General features: G+C 70.9%; 14 protein-coding genes. 11 read left to right on the top strand and 3 right to left on the bottom strand.

Annotation, left to right across the window (positions count from 1 at the left end; translation table 11 throughout):
* Positions 1-86: 86 nt before the first annotated feature.
* The 3 genes from G4D85_RS32225 (at position 87) to G4D85_RS32215 (ending at position 3,285) form a co-directional block, all read left to right on the top strand.
* A complete protein-coding gene (locus tag G4D85_RS32225) occupies positions 87-473 on the top strand; it encodes a cupredoxin domain-containing protein (RefSeq protein ID WP_164017891.1) in 387 nt (128 codons plus the stop codon).
* Between the two features lie 152 nt (positions 474-625).
* Entirely contained in the window at positions 626-2,020 is a 1,395-nt protein-coding gene (locus G4D85_RS32220) for an MBL fold metallo-hydrolase (RefSeq protein ID WP_164017890.1), read from the top strand.
* Positions 2,021-2,472: 452 nt separating this feature from the next.
* The gene (locus G4D85_RS32215; RefSeq protein ID WP_164017889.1) at positions 2,473-3,285 is read left to right on the top strand and encodes a M57 family metalloprotease; all 813 of its coding nucleotides are present in this window, start codon (positions 2,473-2,475) and stop codon (positions 3,283-3,285) included.
* A gap of 131 nt (positions 3,286-3,416) precedes the next feature.
* On the opposite strand, the gene G4D85_RS32210 is transcribed toward G4D85_RS32215, so the two are convergent.
* A complete protein-coding gene (locus G4D85_RS32210) occupies positions 3,417-3,797 on the bottom strand; it encodes a DUF5335 family protein (RefSeq protein WP_164017888.1) in 381 nt (126 codons plus the stop codon).
* Between the two features lie 138 nt (positions 3,798-3,935).
* A complete protein-coding gene (locus tag G4D85_RS32205) occupies positions 3,936-5,075 on the bottom strand; it encodes an AAA family ATPase (RefSeq protein WP_164017887.1) in 1,140 nt (379 codons plus the stop codon).
* A gap of 365 nt (positions 5,076-5,440) precedes the next feature.
* Between G4D85_RS32205 and G4D85_RS32200 the strand changes: the two genes are divergently transcribed.
* The 5 genes from G4D85_RS32200 (at position 5,441) to G4D85_RS32180 (ending at position 11,603) form a co-directional block, all read left to right on the top strand.
* Complete coding sequence (locus tag G4D85_RS32200) at positions 5,441-5,914, top strand: hypothetical protein (protein WP_205525806.1); 474 nt, start codon at positions 5,441-5,443, stop codon at positions 5,912-5,914.
* Positions 5,915-6,233: 319 nt separating this feature from the next.
* Positions 6,234-8,126: a malto-oligosyltrehalose trehalohydrolase gene (treZ, locus tag G4D85_RS32195; RefSeq protein WP_164017885.1), complete on the top strand. Its 1,893-nt coding sequence runs from the start codon at positions 6,234-6,236 to the stop codon at positions 8,124-8,126.
* A gap of 300 nt (positions 8,127-8,426) precedes the next feature.
* Positions 8,427-9,746 (top strand): discoidin domain-containing protein, encoded by a 1,320-nt coding sequence (locus tag G4D85_RS32190; protein WP_164017884.1) that lies wholly within the window; start codon positions 8,427-8,429, stop codon positions 9,744-9,746.
* 117 nt (positions 9,747-9,863) lie between these two features.
* Complete coding sequence (locus G4D85_RS32185; RefSeq protein ID WP_164017883.1) at positions 9,864-10,028, top strand: hypothetical protein; 165 nt, start codon at positions 9,864-9,866, stop codon at positions 10,026-10,028.
* A gap of 138 nt (positions 10,029-10,166) precedes the next feature.
* Positions 10,167-11,603: a M20 family metallopeptidase gene (locus G4D85_RS32180; RefSeq protein WP_240359614.1), complete on the top strand. Its 1,437-nt coding sequence runs from the start codon at positions 10,167-10,169 to the stop codon at positions 11,601-11,603.
* Between the two features lie 48 nt (positions 11,604-11,651).
* On the opposite strand, the gene G4D85_RS32175 is transcribed toward G4D85_RS32180, so the two are convergent.
* Positions 11,652-12,575 carry an SDR family oxidoreductase gene (locus tag G4D85_RS32175; protein WP_205525805.1) on the bottom strand — a complete coding sequence of 308 codons (924 nt, stop codon included), beginning with the start codon at positions 12,573-12,575 and terminating at the stop codon, positions 11,652-11,654.
* A 119-nt stretch (positions 12,576-12,694) separates the two neighbouring features.
* On the opposite strand from G4D85_RS32175, the gene G4D85_RS32170 reads away from it, so the two are divergent.
* The 3 genes from G4D85_RS32170 (at position 12,695) to G4D85_RS32160 (ending at position 18,885) form a co-directional block, all read left to right on the top strand.
* Positions 12,695-13,960: a YcaO-like family protein gene (locus G4D85_RS32170; protein WP_164017881.1), complete on the top strand. Its 1,266-nt coding sequence runs from the start codon at positions 12,695-12,697 to the stop codon at positions 13,958-13,960.
* Complete coding sequence (locus tag G4D85_RS32165; protein ID WP_164017880.1) at positions 13,957-15,330, top strand: TfuA-like protein; 1,374 nt, start codon at positions 13,957-13,959, stop codon at positions 15,328-15,330. Before G4D85_RS32170 ends, G4D85_RS32165 begins: the two co-directional genes overlap by 4 nt.
* Positions 15,331-15,411: 81 nt before the next feature.
* Positions 15,412-18,885 (top strand): serine/threonine-protein kinase, encoded by a 3,474-nt coding sequence (locus tag G4D85_RS32160; protein ID WP_164017879.1) that lies wholly within the window; start codon positions 15,412-15,414, stop codon positions 18,883-18,885.
* Positions 18,886-18,914: the final 29 nt, after the last annotated feature.

The following is an 18,914-nucleotide window of genomic DNA, read 5'->3' as shown; positions in this document are numbered from 1 at the left end:
CAGTCTTGCTCCGGATGGAGCCCGCACTCCCCGTGTGTCAGCGCCGTGGCCACCCTTCTCGCGGGTGGTGACACGGGAGGTGGGGGATGCGCGGAGCCAGGTGGGGGAAGGCGTGGGGCGTGGGGCTGCTGGGGGCCATGCTGGGGAGCTGCGCCCCGTATCCGGGTGACGATGTCCTGGTCTCCATCTTCGACTGGCGCTACCAGCCCACGCACATCCGGGTGAAGCCGGGGCAGACGGTGCGGATGCTCAACCTGGACACGCAACCCCACTCGGCGACGAGCGCTTCGGAGCCCGGCCGCTTCGTCCCGGGGGAGTCGGACGGCATCTCCTTCGACACCGGCGCGTTCCTTGGCGAGGAGCGCGCCTTCACCATTCCCGTGGACGCCGTCCCCGGCTCCTTCGTGCCCTTCTTTTGCACCGTCCATCGCGACTTCCAGCACGGCGTCGGCCGGCTCGTCGTCACCGAGTAACAGAACACGGCACCCCTCCTCGTGGAGCGGCCAGCCGAGCGGGAAAATCCTTTCGCTGCACGAACAGGCACTGTGCCGCTGTGGGTGTGGGCTTCACCTTTCCGCCCATCCAGCGCAACGGAGTGCGGGCGCGGGCGAGGGGGAAGCGCGAGATGGAACTGGGTTTCGAGACCATTGGGAATGCCACGGTCATCTGCCACGACGACGGTCCGGTGTTGGCCACGGACCCCTGGACGGACGGCGGGGCGTATTTCGGAAGCTGGACACTGTCGCATGAAGTCCCGGAGGCGCAGCGCGAGGCCATCCGGCAGTGCCCGTACGTGTGGCTCTCTCACGGCCACCCCGACCACCTGAGCATGGAGTCGCTGGAGAAGCTGCGCAAAGCCACGCTCCTGGTGCCCAACCACTTCGGCAATCGCATCCGCGACGACTTGCGCGGACAGGGCTTCAGCGTGCACGTGCTGCCGGACCGCGTGTGGACGCAGCTGTCCCCGCGCATCCGCGTCATGTGCCTGCCGGACATGAACCAGGACGCGGTGCTGCTGGTGGACGTGGGCGGGCGGCTCGTCGTCAACCTCAATGACGCGGGTGACCGCGGCTGGGGCCGCTACGTGCGCAACATCGTCAGCACCTACAAGGAGTCCTATCTGCTGGCCCTGTCCGGCTACGGCGACGCGGACATGATCAACTACTTCACCGAGGACGGGCAGCGCATTGCGCCCCACGCCGCGGCGAAGAGCCCGGTGGGCCGCACCATCGCCCGTCAGGCGGAGTTCTACGGGGTCCGCTACTTCGTGCCCTCCAGCTCCATGCACAAGTACCAGCGCGCCGACAGCGTCTGGGCCTCCGAGTACACCACCACGCTGGAGGACTACGGCCGCGGCTTCGAGTCGCAGTCGTGCGCGCTGCTGCCCGCCTTCATCCAGCAGGACTTCAGCAAGGACAGCACCACGCTCATCCGCCCGAAGGAGCGCGCCCTCGTCCCCCTCGACCCTAAGCAGTTCGGCGACGACTGGAGCGAGCTGCTGGAGGCCGACGAGGCGAAGGCGCTGCGCGAGTACTTCAGCGCAGTCGAACACCTGGGCACCGCCCTGGACTTCCTCCGCTTCCGCGTGGGCGGGCAGGACCACGTCATCGAGTTCCACCCGCGCCGCTTCCGCCGCGGCATCACCTTCGAGGTGCCGCGCAACTCGCTGATGACGGCCGTGCGCTACCAGGTCTTCGACGACTTGCTCATCGGCAACTTCATGAAGACGACGCTGCACGGCGACTTCGGTGAGGGGAAGCTGTACCCGGACTTCAGCCCCTACGTGGCCAAGTACGCGGACAACGGCCACGCGCGCACGCGCAACGAGCTGAAGGCGTACTTCGCCGACTACCGGAACAGAGACCCGGTGGGCTTCCTGCGCACCAAGGTGGAGGCGCACTGCGTCCGGCCGCTGCAGACGCAGTCCGCGGAGCTGCTGCGCACGCTGCTGCCCTCCGACTCCGCCGCCTTCCGCACCGCCAAGGAGACCTTCTGGCGGGTGCGCCGCGCCCTCTTGTAGCCGCGCGACGCAACTTCTGGCGCGGTGCGCCGATACTCAATCATTCCGGCCGCGATGCGTCGGAGGGATTGACGCAGCAGGTCTGCATGGGTAGCCTGACAGACCCACACCGCGCGCACGCGTGCGTCGCACTCCGCCTTCTTCTCGGGGAGCTGCGATGCCCGGGCCGCTGTCTGATAACCAGACAGCACTGTCCTTTTTTCAGGCACTCTTCCGCGTGAGGCAATTTCCCTTTGCCCACGCGGGGTTGGCGGAGTGACTGTCGCCGCCGTTTACACTGGCGGTTTGTGGGCTGGACTACGGGCAGTCCAGTTAAACCGTGTTTTCGGTTTTTTCACCCTCTGAGGGCCGGTTGGCCTGGCGCTTGCTCATGGGCCGTGCGCGCCGTGCCGCGGCTGGCGGAAGCCAGGCGGACGACGCGTCCCCCGCAATACGCTTCAGAGGAACCCCCGATGCTCAAGTTTCGCTCCATTGCGCTGATGGCTGGTGTTGCCCTTCTCGGTACCGCGTGCGGCGGCCCCGAGGCCTCCGAGACCCAGGCTCCCGTGATGTCGTGGGAGGAGTTCCAGGCGAACGCCTTCCAGGATGAAGAGGGCAAGTGGATCATCGACGGCGACCTCGCCTTCGACTCCAAGGAGGAGCTGCGCGGCTTCTACGACAACAACATCGCCGAGGAGAAGGGCACCAGCGCGGACGGCCTCGCGGTGTACTACATCGGCGGCGACATCAAGTGGTCCGCCGCGCAGAAGGGCAACCTGACCTACTGCGTGAGCACCAGCAGCTTCGGCACCCGCAAGACCACCGTGGTCAACGCGATGAACAGCGCGACGGCGGCCTGGGAGGCCACCGCGAGCGTGAACTTCATCCACAGCACCAGCTACGACAGCAACTGCACCGCGTCGCAGACGGGCGTGCTGTTCGACGTGCGTCAGACCTCCACCACGTCGTACGTGGCGCGCGCCTTCTTCCCGAACTCCGCTCGCTCGGGTCGCAACATCCTCATCTCCACCAGCGCCTTCAGCGGCGGCGGCGCCTGGAGCCTGACGGGCGTGCTCCGTCACGAGCTGGGCCACGTGCTGGGCTTCCGTCACGAGCACACCCGCTCCACGGCGAGCGGCTGCTACGAGGACAACCAGTGGCGCGCGCTGACGTCCACCTACGACCGCGCCTCGGTCATGCACTACCCCCAGTGCAACGGCACCCAGACGGGCGACCTCGTCCTCACCAGCCTGGACAAGCAGGGCGCTCGCTCGCTGTACCCGTAATCCCGCGACACACGGCTGATGCACCCGCCGCGGCGTGAGCCCTGGCGGGGCGCGTGGCCCGGGCCGGAGGGTTCCTCTTCTCACGAAGGGGGCGCCTTCCGGCCTTCGTCGTTTCCAGCCCTGCGCGCGCCTCACATGGGCGCGCTGGCGGACCGCTCGTCTCCGGCGTTGGGCTGCTCGAAGAAGATGAGCGTCTTGGTGTGGTCCGAGCCCTCGATGTCGAGGCACTCCAGCTCGCCGCTCTCGCTCTCGTCCGCGTAGATGTGGTCCGGCTCCAGGATGCGGTGGGTGATTTCGTCCCCCGGCCGGCCGACGATGATTTCCACGGCGCCCTGGGCGCTGCCCTTCTCCTCCAGGGCAATCTCGACGAGCGGCAGCCTGCCGGCGAGCGGCTGGTCACCCATGTCCAGGCTCTCTGTTTCGATGCGGACCCAGTGGTCTCGCTCCAGGTTGCTCAGCAGGGCGAGGTAGTCCGCCCAGCCTTCACGGGGAATCTCACGAGTGTGGTGCATGGTGCTGCCCTCCGGCGTTCCGTCCCTCTGAAGAAACCGTAAGGCGCGCACGCTCGCGGTGGGTTGCGGGCTCGCCCTCCTGGCGTGACAGGGGCGCCCCCACCGCGCCCTCGCCACGCTGGACGGTGCCCTCCGGGACTATTCCGCCAGCGCCCGCACCGCGTCGCCTTCCAGCACCAGGCGGACGCTGCCGGACGTGCCCGGCCGGCCGAAGTGCTCGTACGCGGCGCCCTCCAGCAGCGGGGCCAGCGTGGTGCGCAGGCCGCGCGCGCCCGTCTCGCGCTTGAGGGTGCGGGCCACCACGTGCTCGCGCACGGCGGGCTCCACCACCAGGCGCAGGCCCTCCTGCTCGAACTCGCGCTCGTACACGCGCAGCACGTTGTGCTGGAGGATGTCGCCCAGGGTGGCCGCGTCCAGCGGGGAGAAGGGCACCAGCCGGTTGAAGCGGCCGATGAGCTCCGGGATGAAGCCGTAGCGGGCGAAGGCGGTGGTCTGCTCCAGCTGCTCCTGCGTCACGCTCGCGGCGATGGCCTCTGCCTGGAAGGCGCGAGGCTCGCGGCCGAAGCCGAGCCGCTCCTCGCGCGCCATGCCCTCCGCGGTGGAGCGCAGGCCGCTGAAGGCCCCACAGGCGATGAAGGTGACGCAGGCCAGGTCCATGTTCTCCGGCTGCATGCGGCTGGTGAAGCCGAAGTCCGCGGGGAAGTCCGCGCTGGAGGCGGACAGGAGATGCAGCAGGCTGCGCTGCACGCCGAAGCCGCTCACGTCCTTGGTGGTCTGCTGCCCGGCGAAGCGGCTGTCGGAGCGGCTGGTGGCGAGCTTGTCGAACTCGTCCATGCAGATGACGCCGCAGGCGGCCCACTCCGCGTCCTTGTCCGCCACCTCGTACAGGCGCGACAGCAGGGTGTTCACATCGTCGCCCACGTAGCCCGTCTCGGAGAACTGGGTGGCGTCCGCCAGCACGGTGGGCACCGCGAGTACCTCGCGGAACAGCAGCTCCACGAGGAACGTCTTGCCGGAGCCGGTGGGCCCCAGGAACAGGCAGTTTTCCCGCATGCCCGGCTCGGGGGCGAGCCCCTCCAGGTGGAGGCGGCGGATGCGGCGCAGGTGCCGGTAGGCGAGCACCGAGGCCGCGCGCCGCGCCTCGTCCTGTCCGCGGTAGCCCAGGTCCGTCAGCCGCGCGTCGATTTCGCGCGGCGACAGCACTTCGATGGCGGCCACGCGCTCGCGCACGTCGTCTCCACGGGGGACGGACTCCAGGCCAGTGCGGGCGATGCTCATTCCAGGGTGCTCCGGTAGAAGGCGCGGGCCCGGCGTTTCGGGCTAGGACGCCCCATCATCCCGGGGGGAGTGGGCATCCACAAGGCACGCACCCGCCCCGAGCAGGCGGCGCTACCTTTCCACCGGCCTGTCTCCTGGGCTGCCCGCCCACCGCCCTGGCTGCTCGTCTCACAGACCGGCCGTCTTGCCTGGTCGTCCGCCGCCCTGGCGGTCCGGGCTCACGGACTCACTGTCCTGGTCGTCCGTCCCTTCGGCTTGCTGTCCTGGCCGCCCGTCCGCCGTGGGGGCGGGCGGAACGCGTCCGGACGGAGGGACCCGGGCTGCATAGCGTGTGGGTCATGACGACCGCGGTGGAGCTGAAAGCCTTGGCCCCTGCACCGGAGCGCGTCCGGCTGGGCGAATGGCGGCGGCTCTTCGCCCGGCTGCCCACGCCCCAGCGCGAGTCACTTCCCGGCCGCTACCGGGGCGAGTTCGTGGGCCCCGCGTGGCTGCGGCTCGGCTCGCCGGTGCTGTTGGCGGTGCTGGGCATGCGCGGCTGGTGGGGCAAGGACTTCGCGGCGGGCGCGCACGGCGGCGTCAACCTCGTGCGCCGGAGAGACGGACTGCGCCCGTCCGTGCCGCTGCTCCTGCGCCAGGGCGTCTCACGGGCCGACGGCCGCGTGGGGCTCCAGGTGGAGTACCCACGCGAGGCCGGCTTCCAGTGGCGCCCCTTCGTGGACGAGCTGCGCTGGCTGGATGGCCACACGCTGCTGGCCCTGACGCACCTGGAGCTGCCCGGCCTGCGCCGGCTCACGCTGCCCTTCCTGCTGCACCGTGAGCCGGTGGCCCGCGCGCGGTGAAGCTTCCAGGCCTGCTCGCGCGATGAGGCTCCCAGGCCTGCTCGCGCGGTGAGGCCCCCAGGCCTGCTCGCGCGGTGAGGCTCCCAGGCCTGCTCGCGCGGTGATGCTCCCGGCGCCGCGCTCCCGGTGGGGCCCCGTGCCCGGCCCCGGGAGCCGGCGCCCGCTCCGGCCACCCGTACGCAGGGAGGCCATGCACCGTCCTCCGGTGCCCATTCATGCCGGGAGCTTGCCCAACCGTGAACATCTCCTGTTGGGCCCGGGCCCGGCTGGGCGCGGAAGCGCTCTCGCGCGCGGGACGGACGCATTACAGAGCAGCCACATGGCTCCAGCGGATGACTCTCGGTCGACACGGACAGCGGTGCCCCGTCTGGGGGCGTGGGTGGAAGAGGGCACGGGCGTGCGGTGGCGCGTCTGGGCGCCCGGCCATCAGCGCCTGGAGGTGGTGATTCACGACGCGCGGGGGCAGCCCGGGCGCATCGTCCCCATGACGCCGGAGCCCAATGCAGGCTCGAATGAAGGCTCTGATGCAGGCTCCGGCGACTGCTTCGGCGCGGTGCTGGAGGGCCACGGTGCGGGCACGCTCTACAAGCTGCGCGTGGACGGCGAGGGCCCCTTCCCGGACCCGTGGTCCCGCTCGCAGCCGCTAGGCGTGCACGGCCCTTCCGAAGTGGTGGTGCCGGACTTCGAGTGGACGGACGCGGCCTGGAAGGGCGTGGAGCCCGAGGCGCTCGTCATCTACGAGGTGCACGTGGGCACCGCCACGCCCGAGGGCACCTTCGAGGCTCTCATCCCCCGGCTGCCCGGCCTCAAGGAGCTGGGTGTCACCGCGCTGGAGCTCATGCCGGTGGCCGCCTTCCCCGGCGTGCGCAACTGGGGCTACGACGGGGTGGACCTCTTCGCGCCCCTGCACGCGTATGGCGGCCCGGAAGGGCTGCGCCGGCTGATTGACGCCGCGCACGCGCGCGGGCTCGCGGTGCTCATCGACGCCGTCTACAACCACTTCGGGCCGGACGGGAACTACCTGCGCGCGTACTCGCCGCACTACTTCACCGGCCGCCACCACACTCCGTGGGGCGACGCGGTGAACTACGACAGCGAGGGCAGCGCGTACGTGCGCTCGCTGGTGCTCTCCAACGTGGAGATGTGGATTCGCGACTACCACGCGGACGGCCTGCGCCTGGACGCCGCGCACGCCATCGTCGACGAGGGCACCCCGCACCTGCTCACCGAAATCGCCGAGCGCGCCCGCGCCAGCGCGCAGGGCCGCCGCGTGCTGGTGATTGCCGAGGACGAGCGCAACGAGCGCAAGCTGCTGCGCCCCGCGCCGGAAGGCCACGGCCTGGACGGCGTCTGGGCGGATGACTTCCACCACCAGATGCGCCGCGCCTTCGCGGGCGACAGCGAGGGCTACTACCAGGACTACACGGGCAGCACCGAGGACCTGGCGCGCACGCTGCGCCAGGGCTGGTTCTACGAGGGCCAGGTGTCGAAGAACCTGGGCCACGCGCGCGGCACGAAGGCCGAGGGGCTGGAGCCGTGGCGCTTCGTCCACTGCATCCAGAACCATGACCAGGTGGGCAACCGCGCCCTGGGCGAGCGGCTGGGGCACGACGTGTCCCCCGCGGCCTTCCGCGCCATGAGCACGCTGCTGCTGACGTCGCCCTTCACGCCGCTGCTCTTCATGGGGCAGGAGTGGAACGCGAGCACGCCCTTCCTCTACTTCACGGACCACAACGCGGAGCTGGGCCGGCTCGTCACGGAAGGACGCCGCAAGGAGTTCGCCGGCTTCAAGCGCTTCGCCGGCGCCGAGGTGCCGGACCCGCAGGCGCTGGAGACCTTCACCCGCTCCCGGCTGGACTGGCATGAGGCGGAGCAGCCGGAGCACGTGGGGGTGCGCGCGCTGTACCGCGAGCTGCTCCGCCTGCGCGCCTCCGAGCCCGCGCTGAAGGCGCCCCGCCCCGGAGGCCATGACGCCCGAGCCCTGGGGCCGGACGCACTGGTGCTGGAGCGGCTCGGCGGAGGGCAGGGGCTGCAAGTCATTGTCTCCGTCCGCGGCACGCTGGAGCACCGCGTGCCCCCGGGCGCGGAGCTGGTGCTGTGGAGTGAAGCACCGCGCTTCGGTGGCACCGCGGAGGCGCCGCCGCTAGAGGACGGCACGCTGCGCCTGCAAGGGCCCGCCGCCGCCGTCGTCCGCTTCGCCATGAAGGGCTGAGCAGGACGGGAGGCCCTCCCCCGCGCGGGTGCTGTACGGGCGGGGGAGCAGGCCTCGGTTCACAAATGCGTGGGGAATTCCATATCGGCTCAAAGGGTACTTTCGCCCGCAGACCGAAACGTTGATTGCACAACGCCGCTGACCGCGGCCGAAGAGAGCCTCACGCACCGAACGTGGGCGTCTTCGTGTGGCGGTCCAGCGAATGGAAGCCAACGCGCCGCGGGGGGAACGCGGCGCGCCGGTCCGGCACCGTCCGGCCGGTGAGTCGTGGCACCACGCGGCCTCACTTGAGGTAGTGACTTGAATCGACACATGACTTCGTCCCTGGGCGGATGGAAGCGCTTCCGCATGCCGATGGGCGCGCTCTCGCTGGCCGCGTTCATGGCCGCGACACCCGCGCTGGCCGCCGGAGGCTTCTCCGCCGCCACCGCCAGCGGGAACGACGGCAACGTGCCCGCCAGCGCCATCGACGGCAACCTGTCCACGCGCTGGTCCAGCAATGGCGTGGGCCAGTGGATTCGCGGTGACATGGGCGCCGTGAAGGCCATCAACGCGCTGGACATCGCCTGGTACAACGGCACCTCGCGCGCCAGCAAGTTCGTCATCGCCACCTCGGCGGACGGCACCACCTTCACCCAGGTGTTCTCCGGCAGCTCGTCCGGCCGCTCCGCGTCCCTGGAGCGCTATACGTTCCCCACGGTGAACGCCCGCTACGTGCGCGTCACCGTCAACGGCAACACCGTCAACACCTGGGCGAGCATCTCCGAGATGGCGGCCATCGCCGGCAGCACCACGCCGCCGCCGAATCCGGACCCGGAGCCGACCCCGGAGCCGACGCCCACCCCGGGCAAGGACAAGTTCGGCGTGACGCAGATCTACCCGACGAAGGCCGGCGGTGAGACGTGGGCCCTCGCGGACACCGCGACGAGCGACAAGCGCTTCGACCCGCAGAACACGATTACGCGCAACGCGGACGGCTCCTGGAAGATGAAGAACAGCCAGGTGCGCATGTCTGTCTTCACGTCCACGGGCTACAGCGCCTCGAAGATTCCCACGTACGACCGCGACGTGCTGGCCAGCCGTGGCTACATGCAGGCCGCCAACGACTGGAAGAACGTCGAGATGACGGGCTTCGTGAAGCTCAACGCGGCGCAGGACTCGTCGGACAACTTCGACTGGTACGCGCGCGGCGGCAAGCACAACGACGACCAGTCGGGCTGTGAGGGCAGCAGCTACAAGGGCGCCCTGCACTATGACGGCCGCGCCCGCTGGCAGAAGGAGACGTGGCACGTCTCCTACGAGCAGGCGGCCTACAAGCCCGGCACCACGGCGCTCAAGGGCCGCTGGGTGGGCTTCAAGTCGGTGATGCGCAACACCCTCGTCAACGGCAAGGAGGCCGTGCGCCTGGAGCTGTACGTCAACGAGAACGCCGACAAGGTCACCTGGAAGAAGGTCTACGACATGGTGGACTCCGGCTCGTGGGGCGGCGACGCCCAGCACTGCGGCGGCGCTGTCGGTGCCATGCCGATTACGTGGGGCGGCCCCATCGCCGTCTTCCGCTGGGACAACGCCAACGACGTGGACTTCAAGTGGCTGTCCGTCCGCGAAATCCAGCCGTAACAGCGGTTCGCTGACCTGAATCACCCACCCGTCCCGCACCGCGGGGCGGGGCGGGGACTCGCGAGGGCGCGGGGAGCTCTGTCTCCTCGCGCCCTTTCGCGTGCGGGGCTCATCTCGGTGACGGTGGCGCTGCTGCCCTTCACCTGCTCCATTGCCCACGGAATCTCCGCGGGCATCGTCAGCGACGCGGTACTCAAGCGCCTCACGGGCCGTCCGCGTGACGCGCACCCGGTGTTGTATGGGCTGGCGGCGCTGCCGGGCCTGTACCACGCGCCCGCCTGAGCGGCGGTCCGCAGGGCCGCCAATGGGCGCCATCAGCACCGGCCGCGGGGTAGGCTGGGGGGCGAGGTCCTACCCACTCCCCTCCGGGGTTCCCACAGTCGACAGGGGCCCCTCCTCCGTGCTCTGCATCCGCTCGCCATGGCCATGAACGTCCAGACCGCTACCGAGTCCTCCGACCGCATCTGGGAGAAGGAGATCCTCCCGGCGCTCGAGCGCTACATCCGCATCCCCAACAAGTCGCCCGCCTTCGACCCGGACTGGGTGAAGTCCGGCCACATGGAAGCCGCGGTGCAGCTCATCTCGGAGTGGTGCCGCGCGCAGGCGCCGCACCTCCCCGGGCTGGAGCTGGAGGTCATCCGGCTCAAGGACGAGCAGGGCAAGCCCCGCACCCCGGTCATCTACATGGAGGTGCCCGGCACCAAGGGCGAGGACACCGTCCTCCTGTACGGCCACCTGGACAAGCAGCCGGAGATGACGGGCTGGCGCGAGGGCCTCACGCCGTGGACGCCGGTGCGCGAGGGCGACAAGCTCTACGGGCGCGGCGGCGCGGATGACGGCTACTCCGCCTTCGCGTCGCTGACGGCCATCCGCCTGCTGAAGGAGCAGGGCCTGCCGCACGCGCGCTGCGTGGTGCTCATCGAGGCGTGCGAGGAGAGCGGCAGCTACGATTTGCCCGCGTACATCGAGGCGCTGGCGCCGCGCATCGGCAAGCCGTCGCTGGTGGTGTGTCTGGACTCGGGCTGTGCGAACTACGAGCAGCTGTGGATGACCACGTCGCTGCGCGGAATCGTCGGCGGCAACCTGCGCGTGGACATCCTCACCGAGGGCGTCCACTCGGGTGACGCGACGGGCATCGTCCCCTCGTCCTTCCGCATCCTCCGCCAGCTGCTGTCGCGCGTGGAGGACGAGTCCACCGGCCACATCAAGGTGGAGGGGCTGCACGTCGAAATCCCGAAGGAGCGGCGGGAGCAGGCGCGCGAGGCGGCGAAGGTGCTGGAGGGTGAGGTCTTCACCAAGTTCCCCTGGGTGCCCGGCTCGAAGCCGGTGTCCGGGGACGGCGCGGAGCTGGTGCTCAACCGCACCTGGCGGCCGGCGCTGGCGGTGACGGGCGTGGACGGCATGCCGCCCCTGAGCAACGCGGGCAACGTGCTGCGGCCCTTCACCACCTTCAAGCTGTCCATGCGCATTCCCCCCCGGCTGGACCCGAAGGCGGGCATGAAGGCGCTGAAGGACACGCTGGAGAAGGACCCGCCGTACGGCGCGAAGGTGACGTTCGAGGGTGAGAAGGCCAGCGTCGGCTGGGACGCGCCGCCCCTGGCGGGCTGGCTGTCGAGCGCGGTGGAGTCGGCGTCGAAGACGTACTTCGGTCAGCCGGCCATGGCCATGGGCGAGGGCGGCACCATTCCCTTCATGGGCATGCTGGGCGAGCGCTTCCCCGAGGCGCAGTTCCTCATCACCGGCCTGCTGGGGCCGGGCAGCAACGCGCACGGGCCCAACGAGTTCCTGCACGTGCCCACCGGCAAGAAGCTCACCTGCGCGGTGGCCAGCGTCATCGCCGACCACTTCAAGCGCTAGTGGGATTCGTCCCCGCTCCCGTCACCGGGGGCGGGGCCGGGTGGCTCCTCAGAGCATCGGTGCTTCCGGGGCGGAGCCCCGCAGCCGGGCCAGGACGCCGCGCACGTAGTCGCTGACCGGGGTGGGGCGGACGGGAATGGCCTCCATCGCCGGCCTCGGGTCCACCTCGCGGCCCCGCGCGATGTTGAGCATCAGCGCGGTGACGGAGCGGTGCCGGGCGTCGGTGGCCTCCTCGAACTCGGCGTGGAGCACCTGCTCGGGGATGGAGTCCAGCGCCCACTCGCGCCCGTCCCACTGCTGGAAGAGCCGCACGACTTCGCATTGGCTGAGGGCTTCTTCTCCGCCCAGGTCGAGGATGGCGTCGCGCGCCTGGGGGCGCTCCAGGGCGCCGACGGCGAACCGGGCGACATCGTCGAGCGAAATCCAGTTCATCCTCCCATGCCCCGTGCCGAAGAGCCGGGCGCGGGCGTTGGCGGCGTCGAAGCCCAGCGCGGGCCCCAGCCAGACCTCGGTGAAGTAGGAGGGCCGGAGGATGGTGTAGTGGGGCATCCCGCTCCGTCTCAGCGCCTGCTCCACCGTGCGCTTGGCCTCCTGGAGGGGGAAGCGCTCCTGGAGCGGAATGAACGAGATGAAGATGAAGTGCTCCACCCCGGCGCGCCGCGCGGCTTCGAGGAGGGCGAGCTGCCCGTCCACGTCCACGGCCTGAATCGAGTCTCCCGGCTGCCGCGAGAGCATGCAGGTGGCGGTCGAGATGACGGCCCGGGCTCCCTCACAGACGGCGGCCAGTGAAGCGGGCTCCTTCAGGTCCCCTTGCCGCGGCTCCACGCCCAGGCGTGTCAGCCGGGTGAGCCGCTCCGGCTCCGAGGTGGGCCGCACCAGCGCTCGCACGGGCCTGCCCGCCGCCACCAGGTGCTCGCAGATGGCGCCGCCGAGCAGTCCGGTGGCCCCCACCACGCTCGTCACCGCTCTCATCGCCATGCCTCCTTCGGGCCCATCTCAAACTAGGGAGGGCTGTCCCCGCCCGCCATGACCCCGCGGGCCGCCTTGTCGCCCGGGTGCTCCAGTCCCCATTCATCCAGGGGAGACCCCGAATGGATGGATTGAATGCCACCGTCGCTGGGAGCAACGGCCCGGTGGCTCCCAAGTCGTGGCGCACGGGCACGCACCGCCTGATTCCTCCCGAGGAGACGCTCCGTCGCGTCAGGCCCCTCATGGGACGCATGGGCATCACCCGCATCGCCAACCTGACGGGCCTGGACTGGATTGGGCTTCCCGTCGTGGCCGTGTGCCGGCCCAACGCGCGCTCGCTGTCGGTGTCCCAGGGCAAGGGACTGGACCTGGCCGCCGCACAGGCCTCCGGGCTCATGGAGGCGGTGGAGTCCTACCATGCCGAGCACATCGACCTGCCCCTGCTGCGCGCCAGCCATGAAGAGCTGAGCGCCCGCCGCCCGGTGGTGGACGTGGGCCTGCTCCCGCGCCTGTCCGTCCACGCCTTCCATCCAGCGCGGCGCTTGTTGTGGGTTGAGGGAAGGGACCTCCGGGACGGCACGCCCCGGTGGCTGCCCTTCGAGTCCGTCCACACCGACTTCACCCTGCCGCTGCCCGAGGGCAGTGGCGCGTTCTTCATGAGCTCCAATGGCCTGGCCTCCGGCAACCATCCGCTGGAGGCCCTCAGCCACGGGCTCTGCGAGGTGGTGGAGCGGGACGCCACCTGCCTCTGGCACCTGCGCGGCGAGGCGGCACGGCGCGAGACGCGGCTGGACCCGGACACCGTGGATGACCCGGCCTGCCTCCAGGTGCTGGAGCGCTTCGAGCGCGCCGGCATGGAGGTGGCCGTCTGGGAGACGACGACGGACGTGGGGCTGGCCAGCTTCTACTGCGTGCTCGCCGAGCGCTCGCCGGAGCCGCTCCGTCCCCGCGCCCCCACGTCGGGAGCGGGGTGCCATCCGGCTCGCGAGGTGGCCCTGCTGCGCGCGCTCACCGAGGCGGCCCAGGTGCGGCTCACGTTCATCTCCGGCGCTCGCGATGACCTGGGGCTGTCGCGCTGCTACACGGCCTTTCGGGACCCTGTCGTCTGGCGCAAGGAGGTGGAGCGGATGCGCTGCGGGCCGCCCGCCCGGCGCTTCCAGGACGTCCCCACCTTCGTGGGCAGGACGTTCGACGAGGACGTGGCCTGGGAGCTGGCGCGGCTGGCGGAGGCGGGGCTGCATGAGGCGGTGGCGGTGGACCTGTCCCGACCCGAGCTCGGCATTCCCGTGACGCGGGTGGTGGTGGCCGGGCTGGAGGCGCCCCACGACGCGCCCGGCTACGTCCCGGGCCGCAGGGCGCGGGACGTGCTGAAGGAGCACGCGTCATGATGTACGTCTTCGCCGGGCCCACGCTCTCCGCCTCCGAGGGGACGCGCGAGCTGGACGCCGTGTTCCTTCCGCCCGCGGCGCAGGGCGATGTCTACCGGGCCGCGCTGGAGCGACCGCGCGCCATCGGCCTCATCGACGGCTTCTTCGATAGCGTTCCCTCCGTCTGGCACAAGGAGATTCTCTGGGCCATGGCCGAGGGCATCCCCGTCTTCGGCGCCGCGAGCATGGGGGCGCTGCGCGCGGCGGAGCTGGCCTCCTTCGGCATGGAGGGCGTGGGCGCCATCTTCGAGGCCTTCCAGCGCGGCGACCTGATGGATGACGACGAGGTGGCCGTCGTCCATGCCCCCGCCGAGGACGGCTTCCGCCCGCTCTCCGAGGCCATGGTCAACATCCGCGCCACCCTGGCCCACGCCGAACAGCGGGGCGTGTTGGACACGGAGGAGAGGGCGCGCCTGGAGCGGCTCGCGAAGGCGCTCTACTACCCCGAGCGGAGCTGGCCGGCCCTGCTCGGGAGGGCCGTGGACGCGGGCCTGCCGCCCGAGCCGCTGCGGCGCCTGCGGGAATGGCTGCCAGGGGGGCGCGTGGACCAGAAGCGTCTGGACGCCCTGGCCATGCTCCGCCACATGCGCGAGTCGCTGGCGGAGAACTCCGAGCCGAAGCAGGTCTCCTATTCGCTCGCTCAAACCGATGCATGGCTGGAGGCCTGCCGCTGCGCCGGGCGGCTCGCGCCCGGGTACCGGGGCGGCGCCAGCGCCGAGGCGCTCCCGCGAGAGGCCCTGCTCGAGGAGCTGCGGGTGGGCGGCCTCCTCCCCCGGATTCGTGCCGGAGTCCTGGCCCGCGCCCTGGCCCTGGAGCTTGCCCGGCGCCGCGCGGGCGCGGTGGAGCTGGAGACCGTGCAGCGGGCCTGCGAGGGCTTCCGCCGCGAGCAGGGCCTGATGGAGCTGAGCCGCTTCCAGCAGTGGCTGGTGGAGCAGCGCCTGGAGCAGCCGCTGCGCTTCTTCCGGGACGAGGCCTGCGTCCGCCAGACGGCGCTGCTGCACGCCTCGGACGTGGAGCAGTGCCTGCCGGACCACCTGCGCGCCCTCGGCGTGTACGGGCTGCTGGTGGACCGTGCCGAGCGCAAGGCGCGGGTGCTCTCGCGCTCGGGGCTGGAGCACCCCGCACCCGAGGAAGCCGGCGTCGACGAGGAAGCCCTGTGGCAGTGGTACTTCACCGAGCGGCTCGACTCACGCCCGGTGCCCGCGGACCTCGAGCGCTACGCGCGCGACGCGGGCTTCGCCAGCGTGGACGAGCTCCGGCGCGCGGCCCTGCGGGAGCACTGCTTCCTGCGCCTGGAGCGGGAATGCGCCGAGGAGGAGCGGGGAGCGTAGTGCCCGTCGAGGCCTGTCAGCCGGGCAAGGCCCCTTGTCAGAGGGCGCTGCGCATCCCCACTCATTGCTTGAGGTGCAACCGTGAACATCGACGAACCCTTGCAGGAGGGCGAGGTTCTCGGGGTCCGGGACCTGGGGCCCTACCACCTCGAGGAGGTCCTGGGGCGGGGTGGAATGGGGGTCGTCTACTCGGCCGTCCATCGCAACACGGGTGAGCACGTGGCGCTGAAGACGGTGCTCGTGACGCACGGGAGCCTGCTGAACAGCATCCGGTGGGAGGTGCGGACACTGGGGCGCATCCACCACCCGGGCGTGGTCCGCATCCTCGACAGTGGGCTCTCCGGCGAGAGGCCCTGGTATGCGATGGAGTTGGTGGAGGGGCGGACGCTCCGGCAGCTCATCGAGCGCTACTGGAGTGTGTCGAGCCAGGGCACCGCCTCCAGTGCGACGCTTCCCGCGCTCCCCCTGCTGAAGCTCGTGCGGAGCCTGTGCGCGCCCCTGGCCTACCTGCATGGCAGCGGCCTGGTGCACCGAGACCTCAAGCCCGGCAACGTCTTCATCCGGAGGAATGGGACGGTGGTGCTCGGGGACTTCGGGCTGGTGGGCGCGTATGGCGGAGCCTCCGGACGGGAGGAGCTCCAGGTGGATGAGGGCGTGCAGGGCACGCCCCTCTACATGGCGCCCGAGCAGATTCTGGGTGACCTGGTGGATGCCCGGGCGGACCTCTATTCGCTCGGCTGCATCCTGTACGAATGCGTGACGGGCTTTCCCCCCTTCTTCGGGGGCACGCCCGGCAGCATCCGCCGGCGCCACCTTCAGCAGCCACCCACGCCGCCCTCCCAGCTCCTGGACGAGCCGCTCCCGGAGCGGCTGGAGTGGCTCATCTCCAAGCTCCTGGAGAAGCAGCCGCAGGACCGGCTGGGCTATGCGGAGGATGTGGACCGGGTGCTTGGGGAGCTGGGGGTGGAGTCGGCGCTGCCGGCGAAGCCGCCCCGGCCCCGGCCCTATCTCTACCGTCCACCCTTCTCGGGCCGGGTGGAGGCGGTGCAACGCATTGGCGCCCGGCTCGATGCGCTGGCCGAGGGCCGCGGTGGCTGCATCTTCATTGGCGGCGGCAGCGGCACGGGCAAGACGCGGCTGGTGATGGAGATGGCCCGGCGGGCGCTGCGCAAGGGTTTGATGGTGGTGACGGGCGAGTGCATTCCCCTGGGGCTGTCGGGAACGGCCGTGGATGACCGCACGCGGGCCTCGCCCCTGCACCCCTTCCGCCCGCTGCTGGTCCGGGTGGCGGACCGGTGCCGCGAGGAGGGCTGGGAGGCGGGCCAGCTGCTCGGGACCTGGGGGCGGGTGCTGGTTCCCTACGAGCCCTCGCTGCGCGGGCTGCCCGCCCTGGACGCGCTCCCCGTGCCGCCGCCCCTGGCCAGCGCCGCGGCCGAGCGCGCCCGCATCTTCACCGCCCTTCAAGAGGCCCTCTTCGCGCTGAGCGAGGACGACCTGATGCTGCTCGTCCTCGACGACCTGCAGTGGGCGGATGAGCTGACGCTCGGCTTCCTGCGGCAGCTTCGCTACGAGGACCTCGTCTCCCGGGGCGTGCTGTTGCTGGGCACCTACCGCGTGGAGGCGCTGGGCCAGCCGCTCCTCAGGGACGCGGTGTCCGGCGCTCCCGAGGCCCTGCACCTGGAGCTGGGACGGCTCGAAGCGACGGACATCCAGGCCATGATTCGCGGCATGCTGGCCCTGCGCGCCCTGTCTCCCGTGCTCGACGGGCTGGTGCGCAGGTCCGAGGGCAACCCCTTCTTCGTCGCCGAGTACCTGCGGGCCGCAATCTCCCAGGGGCTGCTCCACCGCGACCCCTCCGGGGAATGGCACCTGTCCCGGCGGGCCCGCGCTTCACTCGAGTCGCTCGCGCTGCCCGCCTCCATCGCCGAAATCATCCGAGGGCGGCTGGCGTCATTGGACGCCCGGACGCAGGTGGTGGCGGAGCTGGCCGCGGTGCTCGGGCGCGAGTTCGACGCCGAGCTGCTGCTGGACGCCGTGCCGCTGAGCGAGGCGCATGGGCTGGAGGCCCTGGAGACGCTGCGGGTGCGGCAGATTCTCGAGCGGATGGACGGAGGGCGGCTGCGCTTCATCCACGACAAGCTGCGCGAGTTCTCCTATGGCGCCCTCGGCCCCGAGCGGCGCCGCGTGCTCCACCACCGTGCCGCGGAGGCGCTGGAGCGGAGCTACTCCACCGCGCTGGACTTCGCCCTGATGTTCCCCGGGCTGGCCAACCACTGGGCGAAGGCCGAGGTGCATGAACAGGCGAGTCGCTACTACGGCCTGGCGGGGGACCGTGCCCGCGCCGCTCACGCCAACGACGAGGCCATCCGCTTCTATCAATCCGCCCTGGCCGAGGCGGGGATGGGGCGCGAGCCGGACGCGGCCCGGCTCCCGGTCCTCCAGGAGAGCCTGGGCGACGTGCTGGCCCTCACCGGGCGGCAGGAGGAAGCGCGCGCGGCGTATGGCGAGGCCCGCTCCCGGCTGGCTTCAGCGCTCCGTCAGGAGCGCGCCCGCCTCCATCGCAAGGTGGGCAAGACGTGGGAGACGCATCACCTGCATGAGGACGCCTTGCGCGCCTACGACGAGGCCGAGGCCGCGCTGGGCGTGCCCCAATCAGGAACGGGTGGAGTGGCCGAGGAGGGGACGGCGCCGCGCTGGTGGCACGAGTGGGTCCAGGTCCACGTGGAGCGCATCTGGGTCTACTACTGGATGGGGCGGGTGGCGGAGATGGAGGCCATCATCGACAAGGTCCGCCCGGACGTGGAGGCGCGGGGCACGTTCCAGCAGCGCGCCCGCTTCTTCCAGGCGCTCCTCCTGATGGCCTTCAAGCGGGACCGCTACAGGGTCTCCGACGAGACGGTGCGGGATGCCTGGCGGGCGATGGAGGCCGGCGAGCGGTCTGGAGACCTCGCCGAGATGGCGACCTGCCGCTTCTTCCTGGCGTTCACCCTGCTGTTCCATGACGACCTGGATGCGTCCGAGCAGCAGGGGCTGGCGGGCCTGCGGCTGGCGGAGCTGCTGGGTGACCTGACGCTGCAGTCACGGCTGCTGACCTACCTGATGCAGGTGTACCGCCGGCGCGGCCAGGTGGCCGAGGCACGCGAGTGGAGCGAGCGCTGTCTGAAGGTGTCCACCGCGGCCGGCATGGACGACTACGTCGGCGCGGTCCAGGCCACCCGGGCGTGGGTGGCGTGGAAGGAGCACCGCCTGGACGAGGCCGAGCGCGAGGCGCGGGCGGCCACGGACTGCTGGCGGAAGCTCTCGGCGCGCTACCCGTTCGCCGGGCAGTGGCAGGGACTGGTGGTCCTGCTGGCGCTGGAGGCGCGGCGCGGGAAGGTGGCGGAGGCGGTGGAGCACGCGAGGGAGTTGTTGGACCCGGCGCAGCAGCGCCTGCCGGACCCACTGTCCGGCGCGCTGGAGGCGGCGGTCGGGGCGTGGAACAAGGGGCAGCGGCGAGAGGCGCTCGAACACCTGCTGCGTGCCGTGGACCTGGCGGACGAGCACCATTTCCTGTGAGGCCCACGCCCACGGAGCGCACGTCGAGG

The organism is Pyxidicoccus trucidator, assembly GCF_010894435.1.
GTDB classification, from domain to species: domain Bacteria; phylum Myxococcota; class Myxococcia; order Myxococcales; family Myxococcaceae; genus Myxococcus; species Myxococcus trucidator.
The sequence above is the reverse complement of the archived record's forward strand: the minus strand, read 5'-3'. Positions and strand labels throughout refer to the sequence as shown.